The following is a 15,423-nucleotide window of genomic DNA, read 5'->3' on the forward strand; positions in this document are numbered from 1 at the left end:
TACCGGGCGTGATTGCCGCGGCTTATCAAAAACAAACGCACGAGCATTCTTTTCATGACTGATTTTCTGTATGGCTTTGTCGCCATTGCCATCATTGCCCGATTGGTTTCCTTGGCCATTTCCAAACGAAACGAAGCGCGTTTGCGCGCGGCCGGTGCCACCGAATATGATGTTGCCACCACACGTATTCTGACCATCGCCCATGTCGGATTTTATGTTGCCTGCATTATCGAAAGCGAATTCAAAGCAGCCCCGATCAGCACCATGACCCATGCCGGTATCGCAATCTGGACGGTTTCGATCATCATGCTTGCAGGCGTGATTGCCACGCTGCGTGACCTTTGGACGGTCAAGCTTTTCATCTCGCCCAATCACGAGATCCGCACCAGCATCCTTTATAAAATCTGCAAGCATCCCAATTACTTCCTGAATATCGCCCCTGAGCTGATCGGCTTTGGTCTTGCCCTTCAGGCATGGGGAACACTCATTGTCGGTTTGCCGGTTTACGCCGCCATCCTGTGGCGTCGTATTCGGGCGGAAGAAGCGGCAATGAAGGCAACCTTCCCGGCTTATTAAGGCGGGGAACCACCGCGCATCTAACGCCCTTCGCGGCGCGCCATGAAGGCCAGCCGTTCAAACAGATGCACGTCCTGCTCGTTTTTAAGCAACGCCCCATGTAGTGGCGGCACGGCTGTTTTGGCATCCTTGGCGCGCAGGGCCTCGGGCGGAAGGTCTTCGGCCATCAGAAGCTTCAACCAGTCCAGAAGCTCGGACGTTGACGGCTTTTTCTTCAATCCCGAAACTTCGCGGATGTCATAGAAAAGGTTAAGCGCCTCGGCGACCAGACGTTTCTGGATGCCGGGATAATGGACCTCGATAATCTCGGCCATGGTATCGGCATCGGGAAAGCGGATGTAATGGAAGAAACAGCGCCGCAGGAAGGCGTCTGGCAGTTCCTTTTCATTGTTTGACGTGATGATCACGATCGGGCGATTGGTCGCCTTGACCGTTTGCAGGGTCTCGTAAACAAAGAATTCCATGCGATCGAGTTCTTGCAACAGATCGTTGGGAAACTCGATATCGGCCTTGTCAATCTCGTCAATCAGCAGAACCGGGGCTTCACCCTCGGCCTCGAATGCTTCCCACAGCTTGCCCTTGACGATGTAATTGGCAATGTCATGAACGCGTTCATCGCCCAACTGGCTGTCACGCAGACGCGAAACCGCGTCATATTCATAAAGCCCCTGCTGGGCGCGGGTGGTGGATTTGATCGACCAGGTGATCAGCTTTTTGCCAAGTGATTTGGCTATTTCCTCGGCCAGCACCGTCTTGCCGGTACCCGGCTCACCCTTGACCAAAAGCGGACGCTGCAACGTGATCGCGGCATTGACCGCCACCATCAGATCTTCGGTTGCGACGTAATTTTCCGTACCCTGAAACTTCATTTTTGCCCTGCAACATAAGTTGACGTTTACGTTAACCTAGGGGGTTAAAGCGACTTGAGCAAGAGGGCAAAGATATGCGGGAACCCCAGAACTACAATCACCCGCTGCTGCGGTTAAGCGCCTGAGCGGGGCTTTCGCCGTACCAGTCACGATAGGATCGTGAGAAATTGCTGACATGGTTAAACCCGACAGCGGCTGCGACCTGTTTGACGTTGCTATCACCAGTTGCCAGAAGCTCCTTGGCCCGCTCCATACGTTTGGAACGGACGAAATCAGCGCATGTTTTGCCGGTTTCCAACTTGAACAAGCTGTTCAACCGGCTTTCGGTCATGCCTGCGGCAATTGCAAGTTGTGCGACGGAAAGCGGTGCGGCCAGATCATTGGTGATCTTTGAAATTGCCTCTTCCGTGACCGTCTGCTCAAGAACACTTGGTTCCGGCGTCTTTTCACTGCCTGCGCACAGCAGGCAATAGGCATCAATCATCTCAGCCAGAAACAGGGTCGATAAACCTTCAAGCTTGAACTTGCGGCCCAAACCGGTCATTTGCGCCGAGAACATTGCACTGACGATACTTCTGATCTTGTTGTTCAGGGCAAGTGGTCTGACATCAATTACATCGTGACTATCAGAAAGAAACGGCGTTAGGGCATCTGGCATCCCGTCACCAAATCGGGCACGCAATGCATCAAGGTCAATGGTCACCCCGGCATGGCGGATCAATTGCCCACCGGGTAAGAAATATCGGGTGCCGGGCGGGTCTACCCGCATCATCAATCCGGTTTCGGGCGACATGGTATGTTTCTGGCCATCCGGACATTCAAAATCGTGACGCCCCAGAATGTTAACCGACCCGGCCAACCATCCGGGTGGCAAGGCATTTTGCACATCAAATCTGGAATCATCGCGGACATTGAGCTCCGCACGGTGCAAACAAATGCCATTGTTAAAATCAATGCGTTCAAGACGCCCGCTGACACCGGGCAATTCGAACAAATCCCCGTCGGCAAGACGTAGCTCACCAATATCTGCATCCGGTTCATGGCCCGATACAAAGCCAAAACCGTCTCCGGCCTGTTCGTCCATCCGTCCCATCCCCAACCTGTCCTTACCAAAATTGTCGCCAGATCACATACGTGCCAAACGATCATATCGTTGATGTTGTTATCATTCCCGGACAGGGTTACTTGTGACTACTGTCACGTCAAGCATCAGCGTTCCATCTTCCCCGGACGACATTACACCTGTCTTCACCCTGCCCGTTTGGACAGTTTTTTATTTCTTTTCATGGCATTAGTATCTGGGAAAACAGGATCAGGGGACAACAAACGATGCAAACGAAATTACTGGCGATCGGGCTTGCGATGCTGCTTTCAGCCTGCCTTGCCACAGTCGACAACCAGTTCCAGAACGATTTTCCAGTCGGGAAAGTGGTGCAGGACAAAGTAACCATGCCACAAGGCGATGTGGTACTGCCGCCCGGTGACTGGACTGTTCTTGCCAACGAACTTTACCGCAACAACAACTACCATCCTTTCGGAAACATGGTTTTGGGCCGGATTGACGATCAGAAGTTTTTGCGCGGTTTTATCACCATCTCCAGCCCGCTCAGCGTTCCGATCAGATATTCGTTCTATTCTTCGTCCTTCTGTAATCCAAATGTGACTTTGCTGTATCACCAGACCAATGCCAATGTCGATTTGGGCAATCAGAGCTGCTTTAGCGTCAAAAAGAAAACCATCAGTGCCTTTGCCAATTTCGATGATTTTGTGAAAGTCGGCACAAGCAATCTTTATGCGATGGATGTTGATCGCCCCTATGACATGATCAGCGCCGAATTCCGCATCACACGGCGCAATAAATTCCTGGTTGTCGAGTATGGCTTTGACTACCGGCAGGACGCCGCCGAAATGGCACCTGGCTATGAAACAGGCGAAGAAATCTCGCTACCGCGTGCATTCTCTCCCAAAGAGAAAACCGAAAATGCTGAAGCTGTTATTCGTTGGGCACGGGCCAATGCCGAACGGATCGAAACGGAATTTCTCGACTAGGATCAGGGGATAAAAACGAAAGCCGCTGCCTGTATTCACGTAACGCTTTTAACTCTGATCAATCCACGCCACCACTGCGTGAAACCGGCACCACAACCGGCGCATTCTGACGGGCGACTTCGGCCCAAGGCCATGTATCGGATTGCCAGCGCCATCAACCAGGTCAGGTTAACCTCAGAGGTGTTTGCACGCAGTTGTGTGGCTGTGCGATGTGTGCGCACTCAAAATCCCCGAGCGCGCAATCATCTTGCTGACACCGGCAACGTATTTCACGCCGCCGGTGTCAAAGATGCGTCTGCATCAAACATACCGGTTTGAGATGCCCCACCCCTAGAATGCAAGAGTGATATTGATCTCTGCGACTGTTTCGCGAGACGAAACAGCATTGGTGTGGGTCAGGTTAACTTCGGTGCTAAATGCTTCATCTTCGGCGGTGAAGGTAAAACCGGTCCCGAATGTCTGACCGCTGTCGGGGGTAAAGTTGCTGCGAACATAGGGCGAAACGACACCAAGTGAAGCGCCCTCGCTGCCATTGACGCTAAATGCATACGCGATCAGGCCACCAATGGTGTATTCGCTATAATCTTCGGTGCCCAACTGCTGTTCACCTTCGATAGAACCGGAAAGCCCGGTTGCACCGGATATGATGCGAAGTCCCCCGCCCAGATTGAATGCCGTCTTGTCACCGTTTGTTTCATCAGTCATGTCATAGACGAAATCTGTTTTGGCGAATGGCTGCAAGATTGTCTCTGCGGCATCAAAGCTATAGGCCGCCTCGATCCCCGGTTTAAGGCGGCGGGTGTTGGACACGGTTTTGCCAACCTGTGTGCTGTCACTTTCGGTATAGGCATCAACGGTTTTGCGCGCCGCCATGAAGCTGACATTGACGGTCACATCCAATGGCAATGTTTCTGACGGACGCATGGCATATGCCCCGCTGAGCGACCCGAACCACATATCTGACTCTGTATCGCCTGTGACCGAACTATCGCGACTAAGGTCAATATCGCCAAGGCTGTAGCCAATAATGCTCGAAAGCGTCACGCCTGCGGCCGGCTGATAGACAATATAGGGCGAAAGCGTCCAGTTGGTTTCATCGTAATAACCGGAATTGTAGGTCGTGGTCAGGGCCGTTTGCGAATATCCCATCGAGATACCGCCGACCAGTTCCGGGCGCAAACGCACATCAAACCCCAGATTATAGCCCCACACATCCCCGTCATAACGGCTATCGCCCGCGGCATTGTTCCGGTCATTGTTAACCGAGGTATAAGACCCGTGTCCCCAGACCGTATAACCCTGCTGTGCCAGCAGACCCAGGCTTTGCTCGATCCCGCGCAGAGGATCATCGCCCGCGTTCGCATCACCGGCCGCTGACAGCGTGGTTTGCGAGCTGTCAAATGAGGCCTGCATGGCCAATTCACGCAGCGAGGTGCCACGCGACTTCATCACCATCGCTGGCTTGGCCAGGGTCTTCGAACCGGTATGGCCCGAGAAACTGCTGGACGAAGGTTGATCACCGGTCGTCGGAGCAGGCACACCACCCGTATTGGGTGCTGCGACACCACCCGTGGCGGGGGCCCGCGAAATGGCAAGAACGCGTGCTTCGATATTCTTGCCAACAACCGCCGCCTGAGACCGCGATACAGAAGCCTGCAATTCGTGGGATATAGATTCGTTCGATGACGATGACGATGATGATGATTCGTCATCAGGAAGCGAAACACTGGCAGAGGTAATATCAACGTCAGTCCCGACAACCGTGAAGTTTACCGTCATTGTGGCGACAACACCGGCGGAAACATTGGCCTTGAGAGTGTTTGCATAGGTTCCAGGGGCCACAGACCCGTCATTACATGTCCCCCCGGCCGTCACCGTACCCAAATCACCGATGGTACATCCGAGATGATCTGTAAGCTGCGGTATCCCATCTAAACTGCTATCGCCAAAGAATTGGGCGTTATTGACTCCGCCAGATGTCACAAACAGAATATCACCTGTGTTCTGGGTTTGCGTATTATTGGCAATGGTGCACGTCTTGCCCGCAGCAGAATAAAGAACAGATGTTACGGTTGACGGGTTATCGGCCGCGGCACCGGTGCAAGTAACGGTTGCGGCATGAACGCTGCTTGGCGCCATGCCGAGGCCGGCAACAAGACAAAATATTGTCAGAACAAACAAATTCCGGACGAAATCCCCACCGCGACCGGACATGCTTTGCATGCATGATGCCGCTTTCACGCGACGCACAACATGCTCTTTTACAACTGCCAAAAGAGACATTGCATAAGTACCCCCTTGAATAATATCTATTTTTTAGGGGCAACTATTTATATTAGCAAGATAATTCACGATTTCCCGCAAAACATGCAAAAGAAATTGGCTGTGCTCCGAAGGCCGGGATAACGAATTGGTTTAGCGAAAATTTTCCGGTCAGGCGCGGATAACACCGAAATCGGTATGGAAATCTGCGCCCATCCGCCAATGCGATGCATTGGAGAAGGCCGATGATTTCCCGGACAAACTTAATGGCGGGTCAGTCCGCACCAACAGATATCAGCGATGCCACAGGCAAATTTTGCTTTGCCACGCTTGCCTTCAGGCCATCAACATCCATCTCCTCGTCTTTGACAAACTCGATGAACATCATGTTCACATTGTTAAAGACAAGCTCGCCCAGTGCCGTGCAATCGACATCCTTGCGGACAATGCCGCGATCCTGCAACGACCGAAAAAGGTCGCAGACCTGTTTGGAAAGCCGGTGGTCAAGCGCGGTATAGCGTTTGGAAAACGGGGTTTCGGGCTGGGCAATGGAAAGCGACATCGCCGTTCGCCACATTTCCTTGGACAGATAGGTCAGGGAATGGTCGTAATATTTACCGATCAGATCAAACAGGGCCGATGCGACCTGATCATGCTTTTTGGCAATGATCCCCTCGCCCGCTGCCAGCACTTCCTCGACCTCCATCGAGACCGTCGCCATCAACATGTCGCCCTTGTTTTTGTAATAGTTATAAAACGTTCCGACCGATACCCCGGCCATTTCGGCAATGTCTTCGATGCGCGCACTGTCATAGCCGACCTTGCGAAACAGCGTTGTCGCCGCTTCGAGAATACGGCGGTTCTTGTCGGCTTTCTTCTGGGCGCGCAGACCTGACATGGTCACTCCGAAAAACTGAACGGGTTCAAAAATTACATTGACTCAAAAAATGAACGCGTTCAATATTTTTTCAACGGTGCCAGAATGAGTGCCGAGTTACCCAATAAAAGGGAGGCCTCAATATGAAATCAGGGAGAGCCTATGTTTCGTCACGTTTCCACGGGGAAAACCCGCAATAAGCTTTTGGGCGGTGCTGCGACCTTCTTGCTTGGTGCCATTGCCGTCGCAAACAGCGCACAGGCCACAGAAGAACTCAACGCGCTTGTCTGGTGCGATCATACCGACCCGGCCTTGATCGAACCGTTCGAAAAGAAATACGACGTCAAAGTCAATCTGAAGGAATATGAAGGCACGGGTGCGGGCCTTTCGATCATCGAACAATCCCGCCCGGGGGACTGGGACGTGTTTGTGATTGACGGCGTTGATGTCCATCGTGCGGTTGAAATGGATCTTCTGGCCGAAATTCCGGCCGATGCCCTTCCGACTTCCGATCTTTTCCCGGAAGTCGTGATGGCGGAAAACAATGTGGTTGATGGCAAAACCTATGCCGTTACCGAAAAGTTCGGCTACAACACCATTTCGTTCGACAAGACCAAGGTCGATCCCAAGGACATGGAAGACATGTCGGTGATCTGGTCGGACAAATACGCCGGGCGCATCGCGATTTATGATTATTACCTGCCGGTTATCGGCCTTGTCGGGCTGGGACTTGGCATTGATACGGCCGATCTTGGGGCGGATGATATGGACGCCATCAAGGAAAAGCTGTTTGCGATGAAAAAGGTCTCCAAACAGGTTGGCGAAGTGGTTTCCTCCCAGACGGCTTTGGCCACGGGTGAGGTCGATATCCTTGTGGGTGGTGGTGAATGGATCACGGCGGTTCTGTCCGAAGACAAACCGAACCTTGATTGGGTCATCCCGAAACAAGGTGGCCTGCGCTGGGCCCAGTCGATTGGCGTGATGAAGGAATCTGCCAAGCCCGACCTTGCGCTGAAATTCGTGCAATACATCCTGAGCCCCGAAGGTCAGGCACGTCTTGCAACATCATCCTGTTACTGGGGCATGCCTGCCAATTCCAAGGCCGGGGAAAACCTGTCCGATGCGCAAAAAGCAGCTCTTCGCTGGGATGATCAGCCCGAATATCTGAAAAACTCGCAGCTTTATCCGATCCCGGATGCCGATCTGGACGCCCAGATGCAGGATGCCTGGGTCGAGATGCTCCAGCAGTAAGCATCCCTTGCTTATTGCCACCCGCCATTGCCCCGCTTTTTGCGGGGCAATGGTTCTGCTAAGCTTGCCAAAACGGCGACCAACCTTCCACGACACCAAGACCGGTAACCGGGCAAACTGCCTGTGTTGCGACAAAGGACACCGTGATGGCCCAAGCCACCCTTGAAACACGCGAAAATCGCCGCGCATGGGGATTTGTCACCCCTGCACTTTTGTGGACGGTCGCGTTTTTCGTCATTCCGTTTGTTGTCATGGCCGCGATCAGCCTTGCCACCCGCAAGGGCCGCGACATCGTGATGACCTGGAATCTGGATAATTACATTACGTTTTTTGAAAAGGCCCATCTGCTCAAGGGGCTTTTTGTCTCGCTGGAAATCACATTCACCGTCACCATCATTTCGGTGATCCTGGCCTATCCGCTGGCCTGGATCATTGCCGAGCGCGTCCCGCAAAAATGGCAGCGCATGGCATTGATTTTGGCGATCCTGCCATTCTGGACCAGCTATGTGGTGCGGTCCTATTCCTGGCTTCTGGTTCTGGCCAAAAACGGCGTGATCAATAATGCGCTTTTGCATGTCGGTCTGATTGCCGAACCGCTTGAACTGGCCAGCACACGCACCGCCACAGTGATCGGGTTCGTGCATTTCTTTGTCATGCTTCTGACCCTGACCATCTATGCCAATCTGGTGCAGATGCCGCCAAATTATCGCCGGGCGGCGGCCGATCTGGGCGCCAACGGGTTTCAGGTATTCTGGCATGTGGTCTTGCCGCTGACCTTGCCGGGCATCATGGTTGGCGCGTTTCTGACATTTGTGCTGTGTATCGGCGATTACATCACGCCCCAGATTTTGGGCGGCAATAATGAACTGGCCCTGCCACAGGTCATCATGTTGCAACTGGGCCGGCGGGCCGATTTCCCGATGGCGGCAACGCTTTCGATCATTCTGATGGCGGTGGTGACGCTGGCCTATATTGCCTGTGCGCGCTGGCTCAAGATGGAGAGAACATAAAATGATCTCTTCACGCCTTTCCAAAATCGCTTCCTGGGCTTATCTGGCGGTTCTTTACGGCTTTATCTTTTTGCCGGTCGCGGTCCTTGTGCTGTTTTCATTTCAGGACGGGCGCCTTCCCGTGCCGCCCTTTAACGGTGCGACCCTTAAATGGTATGGCGAGGTTTTTACCGACAGTCGTCTGATGTCCGCCCTTGGCAATTCCTTGATGGTGGCCATCGGGTCGTCGCTTGTTGCCTGTGTACTTGGTTTCTGTGCCGCTTACGGGCTGGCGCGTTTTGTTCTTCCGGCATCCCGGCTTCAGCGCGGGCTTCTGGTGGCACCGATGACGGTCAGCTACCTGATCATTGCGCTTGGTTTGCTGTCGACCTTTAACTGGGTGGGGGTTTCCCTGTCGCTTTGGACCGTTGGCATCGGGCATGTGGTGATCAATTTGCCGCTGTGCTTTGCCATCATTTATGCATCGATGGGCGATCATCAAAAAAACATCGAACGCGCCGCGCGTGATCTTGGGGCGGCTGAATGGCAGGTGATGACACAGGTATCTGCCCCGATGTTGATGCCATCGATTTTGGCGGCATTTTTCCTGTCGGTCACGTTCAGCTGGGACGAATTTATCATCGCGTTTCTGCTGTCACGGTTTGACGTCACCCTGCCTGTCGAAATCTGGAGCATGCTGCGATCGGGCCTGAACCCGAAAACCAACGCGGTCGGAAGCGTTGTCTTCCTGGTATCGGTTGCGCTGCTGCTTATTCTTGAACTGATTGTCTTTAGAAGGACGGCAAAGAAATGACCGCCCCTGTTTCCATTCGCAATGCCACCAAAACCTTTGGCGATTTTACCGCACTTGATGATGTCAGCCTTGAAATCGCGGCGGGTGAATTCATCGTTCTTCTGGGCCCGTCGGGCTGTGGCAAGACCACCTTGCTGTCGCTTCTGGGCGGGTTTCTGTCGCCAACCCGCGGGGTGATTGAAATTGACAGGCGCGATATGGGGTCCGTGGCACCATCCAAACGCCCGACCACCACGATGTTTCAGGATTACGCCCTGTTTCCGCACATGACCTTGCGCGACAATGTCGCCTTTGGCCTTAAAATGCGCAAGGTCGGCAAGGCCGAACGCCATGCCAGGGCCGAAGAACTTCTTGAGATGGTCGGGCTTAAGGCGTCGGCATCCAAAAAGCCCCACGAGCTTTCCGGTGGGCAGCGCCAGCGCGTTGCCCTTGCCCGTGCGCTTGCGGTTGAACCAGATGTGCTGTTGCTTGATGAACCGCTTGGCGCGCTTGATCTGAAACTGCGCCGCCAGATGCAGGATGAGCTGAAAGCCATCCAGAAACGCGTTGGCACCACCTTTGTTCATGTTACCCATGATCAGGAAGAAGCCATGGCAATTGCCGACCGCATTGTCGTGATGAATGCAGGCAAGATCGAAGATGTCGGTCGTCCCGAAGAAATCTATATGCGGCCCAAAACCGTGTTTTCGGCAAGCTTCATGGGCGAGGTCAATTTCATTCCCGGCACGGTTGATGCCAAAACCGATAACGGCATTCACATCAATACGGTTCTGGGCGCGGTCAAACTGCCCGAAACGGCACTGGCCGATCCGGCCATTTCCGCCGGACAGAAAATCACCCTGGCCATTCGCCCCGAACATTTCCGCGCCAGTACGGGGGCAGGCCCGCGCATCACCCTTGGCGCTGCCAAGGTCGAAGACGGGTCGTTTTTTGGCACCCATCACCGTGCGCATCTAAGTCCGGCTGATTATCCCAACATGACGATCACCGCCCATATGCCGCAATCGGCAACGATCGAGCCCGGCGCATGGATTGACCTGACCATCGATCCGTCATCGGTGGTAATTCTCCCCGGTCACGCCACCCCCGCCCAGCCGCAGGAGGCCCTGGCATCATGACCCTTGAACATGCCAAACCCGAAGACTGGTACAGCACCAAATCCGTTGGCGATGATGTCACCTATATCGGTGAACCGTTTATCGAAGAATTTTATCGCTGCAATATCTGGCACATTCGCGGGCGCGATGGCGACATGCTGGTTGATAGCGGCATGGGTGTGGTGTCATTGACCGACTGGGTACCGCTGGTCACCGAACGCCCGGTTCAGGCGGTTGCCAGCCATACGCATTTTGACCATATCGGCTGCCATCACGAATTTGAAAACCGCATCTGCCATCGCTGCGAGGCAGACCTTCTTGCCCACCCGACGCGCCAAAACACCCTTGCCGATCCCTATGTCACGGACGAGATCTTTACGAAATTGCCACCGCTTCCCTACGCCTCGACCACCTATGCAGTCAAGGCCGCCCCGGCGACCCGGATTGTCGAAGATGGCGACGTGATTGATCTTGGCGACCGGCATTTCGAAGTCATCCACACACCGGGCCATTCGCCGGGCGGCATTGCCCTTTGGGAAGCATCGACCGGCATCCTGTTTTCGGGCGATATTGTTTATGATGGACCTTTGATCGAAGACACTTATCATGCGAATGCAAAGGATTATGTGCGATCGATGGAACGGCTTTATGACTTGCCGGTTCGTGTCGTCCATGGCGGACATTTTGCCAGTTACAGCGGCGAACGCCACCGCGAGATTATAAAAAGCTGGCTGAGGGAACGGACCTGAAGATACCGGTTTGATGCCGACCGCATCAGACCGCGCCAGATACACCCATACGATCAGGAAGGCTTCCTATGGAAAACGCAGGCAAATTTTACATCAATGGCAAATGGATTGATCCGATTTCGTCCGAGAAAATGGATGTGATCAACCCGGCCACCGAAGAAGTGATCACCCAAATCACGCTGGCCAGCGAAGAAGATGTCGATCTTGCGGTTGCTGCGGCCAAACGCGCCTTTGCAACCTATAGCCAGACCACCATTGAACAGCGCCTTGGCTGGCTTGAAAATCTGCTTGCGATCTATAAGCGCCGCTATTCCGAGGTCGCCGATACCATCACCGCCGAACTTGGCGCGCCCACAACCATGGCCCATGAACAGCAGGCCGCGGCCGGAACCGACCATCTTGCCGATTTCATTGATGTTTTGCGAAAACTCAAACTCGAAGAAACCCTGCATAACGGGGAAACGCTGTTGCGTGAGCCGATCGGGGTTTGCGGCCTGATCACGCCCTGGAACTGGCCGATCAACCAGATCGTTCTGAAAGTCATTCCTGCCCTTGCAACTGGCTGCACCTGTGTTCTCAAACCATCCGAATTCACCCCGCTTAATGCAACGCTTTATGCCGAAATGATCCACGAGGCAGGCTTCCCCGCCGGGGCCTTCAACCTTGTGCAGGGCGCGGGTCCGGTGGCCGGTGCGACACTTTCACGCCATCCCGATATCGCGATGATGTCCTTTACCGGATCGACCCGCGCGGGAAAGGCGATCACCAAGGATGCGGCCGAAAACGTCAAACGCGTTACCCTCGAACTGGGTGGCAAATCGCCAAACATCGTGTTTGACGATGTGGATATCGAAGACCGCATCACGTTTAGCGTTCTTGATGTTTTCAACAATTCCGGCCAGACCTGCGATGCACCGACCCGGATGCTGGTTCAGCGATCGATTTATGACGAGGCCGTCAAGGTTGCCAAACGCGTCGGCGATGCCGCCAAGGTTGGCGATCCGCGGGTCAAAGGCGATCATATCGGCCCGCTGGTCAGCCACATCCAGTTTGACCGGGTGCAAACCCTTATTCAGGCCGGCATTGACGAAGGCGCAACCCTTCTGGCTGGCGGGGTTGGTAAGCCCGACGGGGTGAATGAAGGCTATTTCGTCAAACCGACGATCTTTGCCGATGTGAACAACACTATGCGCATCGCCCGCGAAGAAATCTTTGGCCCGGTCGTCGCGATGATCCCGTTCGACACCGAGGAAGAAGCCATCAAAATTGCCAATGACACGCCCTATGGCCTGGCGGCCTATATCCAGACCCCCGATGATGCCAAGGCCGACCGCGTTGCCCGCAAACTGCGTGCGGGCATGATCCGCATCAACGGTGCCTTCCCCCGTCCGGGAAGCCCGTTTGGCGGCTATAAACAATCGGGCATCGGGCGCGAAGGCGGTCTGTTTGGTCTTGAAGATTTCATGGAAATCAAAATGCTGCATAAGCCGTGATCTGCACGGCACGCATTCCGGCACATTGCACATTGGAGAGGGCCCCGGACAATTCCGGGGCCCTGTCTTTTTTGCAACCAGCAGGTGCCATTGCCGTAAAAAGTTCCCAAATGACATAATAGTGGCAATGCCCGGCCCGGCCATTATAATCCCATCGTAAATCGATAAATCTGATGATCCGGGGAACGGATTTCGTATGGATTGGGAGACGAAAAATGAATGCCATGTCCTTTGCTGACATGGGGCTTGCTGCCTTGAAAAGGCGGCAATATAACGCCGCCATCAATATGCTTCGTCAGGCACTTGGCGAAGATATGGACAATCTTGAAGCACGGTTTGGTCTGGCCCGTGCCCTGCATGAAAAAGGTTCGATTACCGAAGCACTCGGTGAATATCGCACGGTGCTGCAATCTGATGGGGACAATGCCGATTGCCTCTATCACATTGCACGCGCCCTGCTTGAAAACGGTGATGCGCGCGACGCGCTTAATCATGTCGACATCGTTTTGCGCGCCAAACCGACCGACCCGGAACTTCTGACCTTGCGCGCGCAGGCATTGCTTGAACTTGATCAAAGTGACAATGCCCTTTCCGCCCTTCAGACCGCGGCACATCACAGTCCGGGATCGGAAACCATTCACCGGCTGATGGCGGCGTGCTATCGCGCCAGTGACGATCTTGAAGGGGAAAGACGCGCTGTTGAACAATTGCTGCGCATTGATCCATCGTCACTGACTGCGTCAAACGATCTTGGTGTGATCAATCTGCGCGAAGGTCATCTAATCGCAGGTTTTGAAACCTTTGAGCAAATCCTGTCGCAAGATCCCGAACACCGTGAAGCCACCCTTAACCGCGCCATCACCCTTACCGTGATGGGCGGTATGGATCATGATGCGATCTGGGGCCGGGTCATGGAAATCTGTGGCGATATGGAAGATCTGGACGATATCCGCGCCCTTGCCGATCAGGTGGCAAAGCTGCCTGATAAAAACCGTCAGGAAAATGATACTGCACAGGCATTGATCCGGCGTGCAGCACTGGCCCCGCATGATCCGACCGATATCTGATGGAAAACGCCCGCATTGATATGCGGGCGTTTCATTTTCCGGATGTCTATTCCGCCGCGCCATCCGCACGGGCCGGGATCAGGGCGGATGATTTCACCCAGCCCAGAATGCCGATCACGCAAATCAATGCCGCGATCCCCCCGACCATAAAGGGTGATGTATTATCAAGCCCGGCCAGAACCCCGCCGGTCAAAACTGCTGCGGCTTCGGCCAGAACATGCACGGACCGGTAAATGCCCAATGCCTGCCCCTGCTCGTGGGCACCGGCCCCGTTTGAAATGAACAGGCTGGTGGTAACTTCGCACCATGCAATCCCGAAGGCAGCAATGCACATCGGCACAAACACCCAGACCAGCCCGTCAGGCAGGACAAAGGTAATCAAACCGATGGCCAGCAACATATGTCCAAGGGCCGCCACCCCGCGAAGGCCCAAGGGGCGCTGTGCGTGTTCCACAGTCAACCCGGCCAGAATAAGCGGGATCGAAATGATCGCCGAACACATGCCAAGGAAACTGCTGGTCACATCGCTGGTCTGTACCAGGTAAACCCCGAAGAAGCAGAAAAACAGATAGATCGCGAAATAGCTGGCAAATGAAACCGCGTAGCCCGGCAACAGCACAGGATCGGTCAAGGTCGCCCAGACAGTCCGCCCGGCAATCGCCTGATCATCCTTGGTCCGTCCGCGACGGCGGGCATATTCCGGAATATGCAGGACCACCGCAACGACCAGAAGGTTGAAGCCATACATGCCCGCGGCAAAGAAGAACGGCCAGGACACGTTAAAGGACGGATGAATGGACGGGTCCGAGAAAAAGCCCCCCATCAACGGCCCGACGATCCAACCGACATTGATCGCCACCGTGATCAGGCCGAAATTACGGACCTTGTTTGCCGGGGTGCTGATATCCGATGCAATGGACTGGGCAATTGCCATATTGCCTTCGCACAGGCCCGATACAAACCGCCCGATCAGAACCAGCGGCAAATTGGCGCTCGCCACCCCGATGGCAACAACGATATAGCCACTGGCCGCCCCGAACAGCGATGCCATCAAAACCGGTTTGCGGCCAACCCGGTCCGATAACCGGCCAAGCCACGGCGCACCGATAAACTGCCCGATGGGATAAAGCGCCATGGCAACGCCCAACAGGATGGTGCGATATTGTTCGGGAATGGATGGATCAAGAAAACCAAGTTCAGGTTTCAGAAACATGGGTCCAAAGACCGGATAGGGCAAACTGAACCCGGCAAAGCCGAGCAGCACGGTCAAAAAGACCGCCGACATTGCCTTGTTTTCTTGCGACATGGGGAACTCCGTGGGGCGCTGCGC

Annotated in this window: 14 protein-coding genes; 9 read left to right on the top strand and 5 right to left on the bottom strand. The window is 54.3% G+C overall.

Annotation, left to right across the window (positions count from 1 at the left end; genetic code table 11):
• Positions 1-54: 54 nt before the first annotated feature.
• Positions 55-576: an isoprenylcysteine carboxylmethyltransferase family protein gene (locus tag WA429_RS06020; RefSeq protein ID WP_287465649.1), complete on the top strand. Its 522-nt coding sequence runs from the start codon at positions 55-57 to the stop codon at positions 574-576.
• A gap of 20 nt (positions 577-596) precedes the next feature.
• Here WA429_RS06020 and WA429_RS06025 read toward each other — a convergent pair whose 3' ends face one another.
• Positions 597-1,445 (bottom strand): AAA family ATPase, encoded by an 849-nt coding sequence (locus WA429_RS06025; protein WP_287465647.1) that lies wholly within the window; start codon positions 1,443-1,445, stop codon positions 597-599.
• Positions 1,446-1,542: 97 nt separating this feature from the next.
• Positions 1,543-2,529 carry a helix-turn-helix transcriptional regulator gene (locus WA429_RS06030; protein ID WP_287465646.1) on the bottom strand — a complete coding sequence of 329 codons (987 nt, stop codon included), beginning with the start codon at positions 2,527-2,529 and terminating at the stop codon, positions 1,543-1,545.
• A gap of 245 nt (positions 2,530-2,774) precedes the next feature.
• Between WA429_RS06030 and WA429_RS06035 the strand changes: the two genes are divergently transcribed.
• Positions 2,775-3,494 (top strand): hypothetical protein, encoded by a 720-nt coding sequence (locus tag WA429_RS06035; protein ID WP_068517501.1) that lies wholly within the window; start codon positions 2,775-2,777, stop codon positions 3,492-3,494.
• 330 nt (positions 3,495-3,824) lie between these two features.
• Here the strand turns inward: WA429_RS06035 and WA429_RS06040 are convergent, their stop codons facing one another.
• Together WA429_RS06040 and WA429_RS06045 are read right to left on the bottom strand one after the other, a co-directional pair.
• Positions 3,825-5,633 carry an autotransporter outer membrane beta-barrel domain-containing protein gene (locus tag WA429_RS06040; protein WP_287465644.1) on the bottom strand — a complete coding sequence of 603 codons (1,809 nt, stop codon included), beginning with the start codon at positions 5,631-5,633 and terminating at the stop codon, positions 3,825-3,827.
• A gap of 397 nt (positions 5,634-6,030) precedes the next feature.
• Entirely contained in the window at positions 6,031-6,654 is a 624-nt protein-coding gene (locus WA429_RS06045) for a TetR/AcrR family transcriptional regulator (RefSeq protein WP_206927979.1), read from the bottom strand.
• Between the two features lie 141 nt (positions 6,655-6,795).
• Here WA429_RS06045 and WA429_RS06050 point away from each other — a divergent pair, with 141 nt between their 5' ends.
• The 7 genes from WA429_RS06050 to WA429_RS06085 all read left to right on the top strand — a co-directional run bounded on the left by WA429_RS06050 (position 6,796) and on the right by WA429_RS06085 (position 14,093).
• Positions 6,796-7,884 (top strand): ABC transporter substrate-binding protein, encoded by a 1,089-nt coding sequence (locus tag WA429_RS06050; RefSeq protein WP_101247540.1) that lies wholly within the window; start codon positions 6,796-6,798, stop codon positions 7,882-7,884.
• A gap of 146 nt (positions 7,885-8,030) precedes the next feature.
• Positions 8,031-8,894, top strand: coding sequence for an ABC transporter permease (locus tag WA429_RS06055; RefSeq protein ID WP_287465642.1), 864 nt, complete (start codon positions 8,031-8,033; stop codon positions 8,892-8,894).
• 1 nt (position 8,895) lies between these two features.
• Entirely contained in the window at positions 8,896-9,687 is a 792-nt protein-coding gene (locus WA429_RS06060) for an ABC transporter permease (RefSeq protein ID WP_287465641.1), read from the top strand.
• Positions 9,684-10,805 carry an ABC transporter ATP-binding protein gene (locus WA429_RS21420; protein WP_353799162.1) on the top strand — a complete coding sequence of 374 codons (1,122 nt, stop codon included), beginning with the start codon at positions 9,684-9,686 and terminating at the stop codon, positions 10,803-10,805. The genes WA429_RS06060 and WA429_RS21420 overlap by 4 nt, the downstream gene beginning before the upstream one ends.
• Positions 10,802-11,533 carry an MBL fold metallo-hydrolase gene (locus WA429_RS06075; RefSeq protein ID WP_206927982.1) on the top strand — a complete coding sequence of 244 codons (732 nt, stop codon included), beginning with the start codon at positions 10,802-10,804 and terminating at the stop codon, positions 11,531-11,533. The genes WA429_RS21420 and WA429_RS06075 overlap by 4 nt, the downstream gene beginning before the upstream one ends.
• A gap of 68 nt (positions 11,534-11,601) precedes the next feature.
• On the top strand, positions 11,602-13,026 hold the full coding sequence (locus tag WA429_RS06080) for an aldehyde dehydrogenase family protein (protein ID WP_287465639.1): 1,425 nt from the start codon (positions 11,602-11,604) through the stop codon (positions 13,024-13,026).
• A 215-nt stretch (positions 13,027-13,241) separates the two neighbouring features.
• Positions 13,242-14,093: a tetratricopeptide repeat protein gene (locus tag WA429_RS06085; protein WP_101247546.1), complete on the top strand. Its 852-nt coding sequence runs from the start codon at positions 13,242-13,244 to the stop codon at positions 14,091-14,093.
• Positions 14,094-14,139: 46 nt separating this feature from the next.
• Here the strand turns inward: WA429_RS06085 and WA429_RS06090 are convergent, their stop codons facing one another.
• Positions 14,140-15,399: an MFS transporter gene (locus WA429_RS06090; protein WP_287465637.1), complete on the bottom strand. Its 1,260-nt coding sequence runs from the start codon at positions 15,397-15,399 to the stop codon at positions 14,140-14,142.
• Positions 15,400-15,423: the final 24 nt, after the last annotated feature.

This window comes from Thalassospira sp. CH_XMU1420-2, from assembly GCF_037029325.1.
In the GTDB taxonomy this organism is placed as follows: Bacteria; Pseudomonadota; Alphaproteobacteria; order Rhodospirillales; family Thalassospiraceae; genus Thalassospira; species Thalassospira povalilytica.

Excerpts from the sequence above, each read along its gene's own strand:
- WA429_RS06020 (WP_287465649.1), top strand. The coding sequence starts at position 55 with ATGACTGATTTTCTGTATGGCTTTGTCGCCATTGCCATCATTGCCCGA.
- WA429_RS06025 (WP_287465647.1), bottom strand. The coding sequence starts at position 1,445 with ATGAAGTTTCAGGGTACGGAAAATTACGTCGCAACCGAAGATCTGATG.
- WA429_RS06030 (WP_287465646.1), bottom strand. The coding sequence starts at position 2,529 with ATGGACGAACAGGCCGGAGACGGTTTTGGCTTTGTATCGGGCCATGAA.
- WA429_RS06035 (WP_068517501.1), top strand. The coding sequence starts at position 2,775 with ATGCAAACGAAATTACTGGCGATCGGGCTTGCGATGCTGCTTTCAGCC.
- WA429_RS06040 (WP_287465644.1), bottom strand. The coding sequence starts at position 5,633 with ATGGCGCCAAGCAGCGTTCATGCCGCAACCGTTACTTGCACCGGTGCC.
- WA429_RS06045 (WP_206927979.1), bottom strand. The coding sequence starts at position 6,654 with ATGTCAGGTCTGCGCGCCCAGAAGAAAGCCGACAAGAACCGCCGTATT.
- WA429_RS06050 (WP_101247540.1), top strand. The coding sequence starts at position 6,796 with ATGTTTCGTCACGTTTCCACGGGGAAAACCCGCAATAAGCTTTTGGGC.
- WA429_RS06055 (WP_287465642.1), top strand. The coding sequence starts at position 8,031 with ATGGCCCAAGCCACCCTTGAAACACGCGAAAATCGCCGCGCATGGGGA.
- WA429_RS06060 (WP_287465641.1), top strand. The coding sequence starts at position 8,896 with ATGATCTCTTCACGCCTTTCCAAAATCGCTTCCTGGGCTTATCTGGCG.
- WA429_RS21420 (WP_353799162.1), top strand. The coding sequence starts at position 9,684 with ATGACCGCCCCTGTTTCCATTCGCAATGCCACCAAAACCTTTGGCGAT.
- WA429_RS06075 (WP_206927982.1), top strand. The coding sequence starts at position 10,802 with ATGACCCTTGAACATGCCAAACCCGAAGACTGGTACAGCACCAAATCC.
- WA429_RS06080 (WP_287465639.1), top strand. The coding sequence starts at position 11,602 with ATGGAAAACGCAGGCAAATTTTACATCAATGGCAAATGGATTGATCCG.
- WA429_RS06085 (WP_101247546.1), top strand. The coding sequence starts at position 13,242 with ATGAATGCCATGTCCTTTGCTGACATGGGGCTTGCTGCCTTGAAAAGG.
- WA429_RS06090 (WP_287465637.1), bottom strand. The coding sequence starts at position 15,399 with ATGTCGCAAGAAAACAAGGCAATGTCGGCGGTCTTTTTGACCGTGCTG.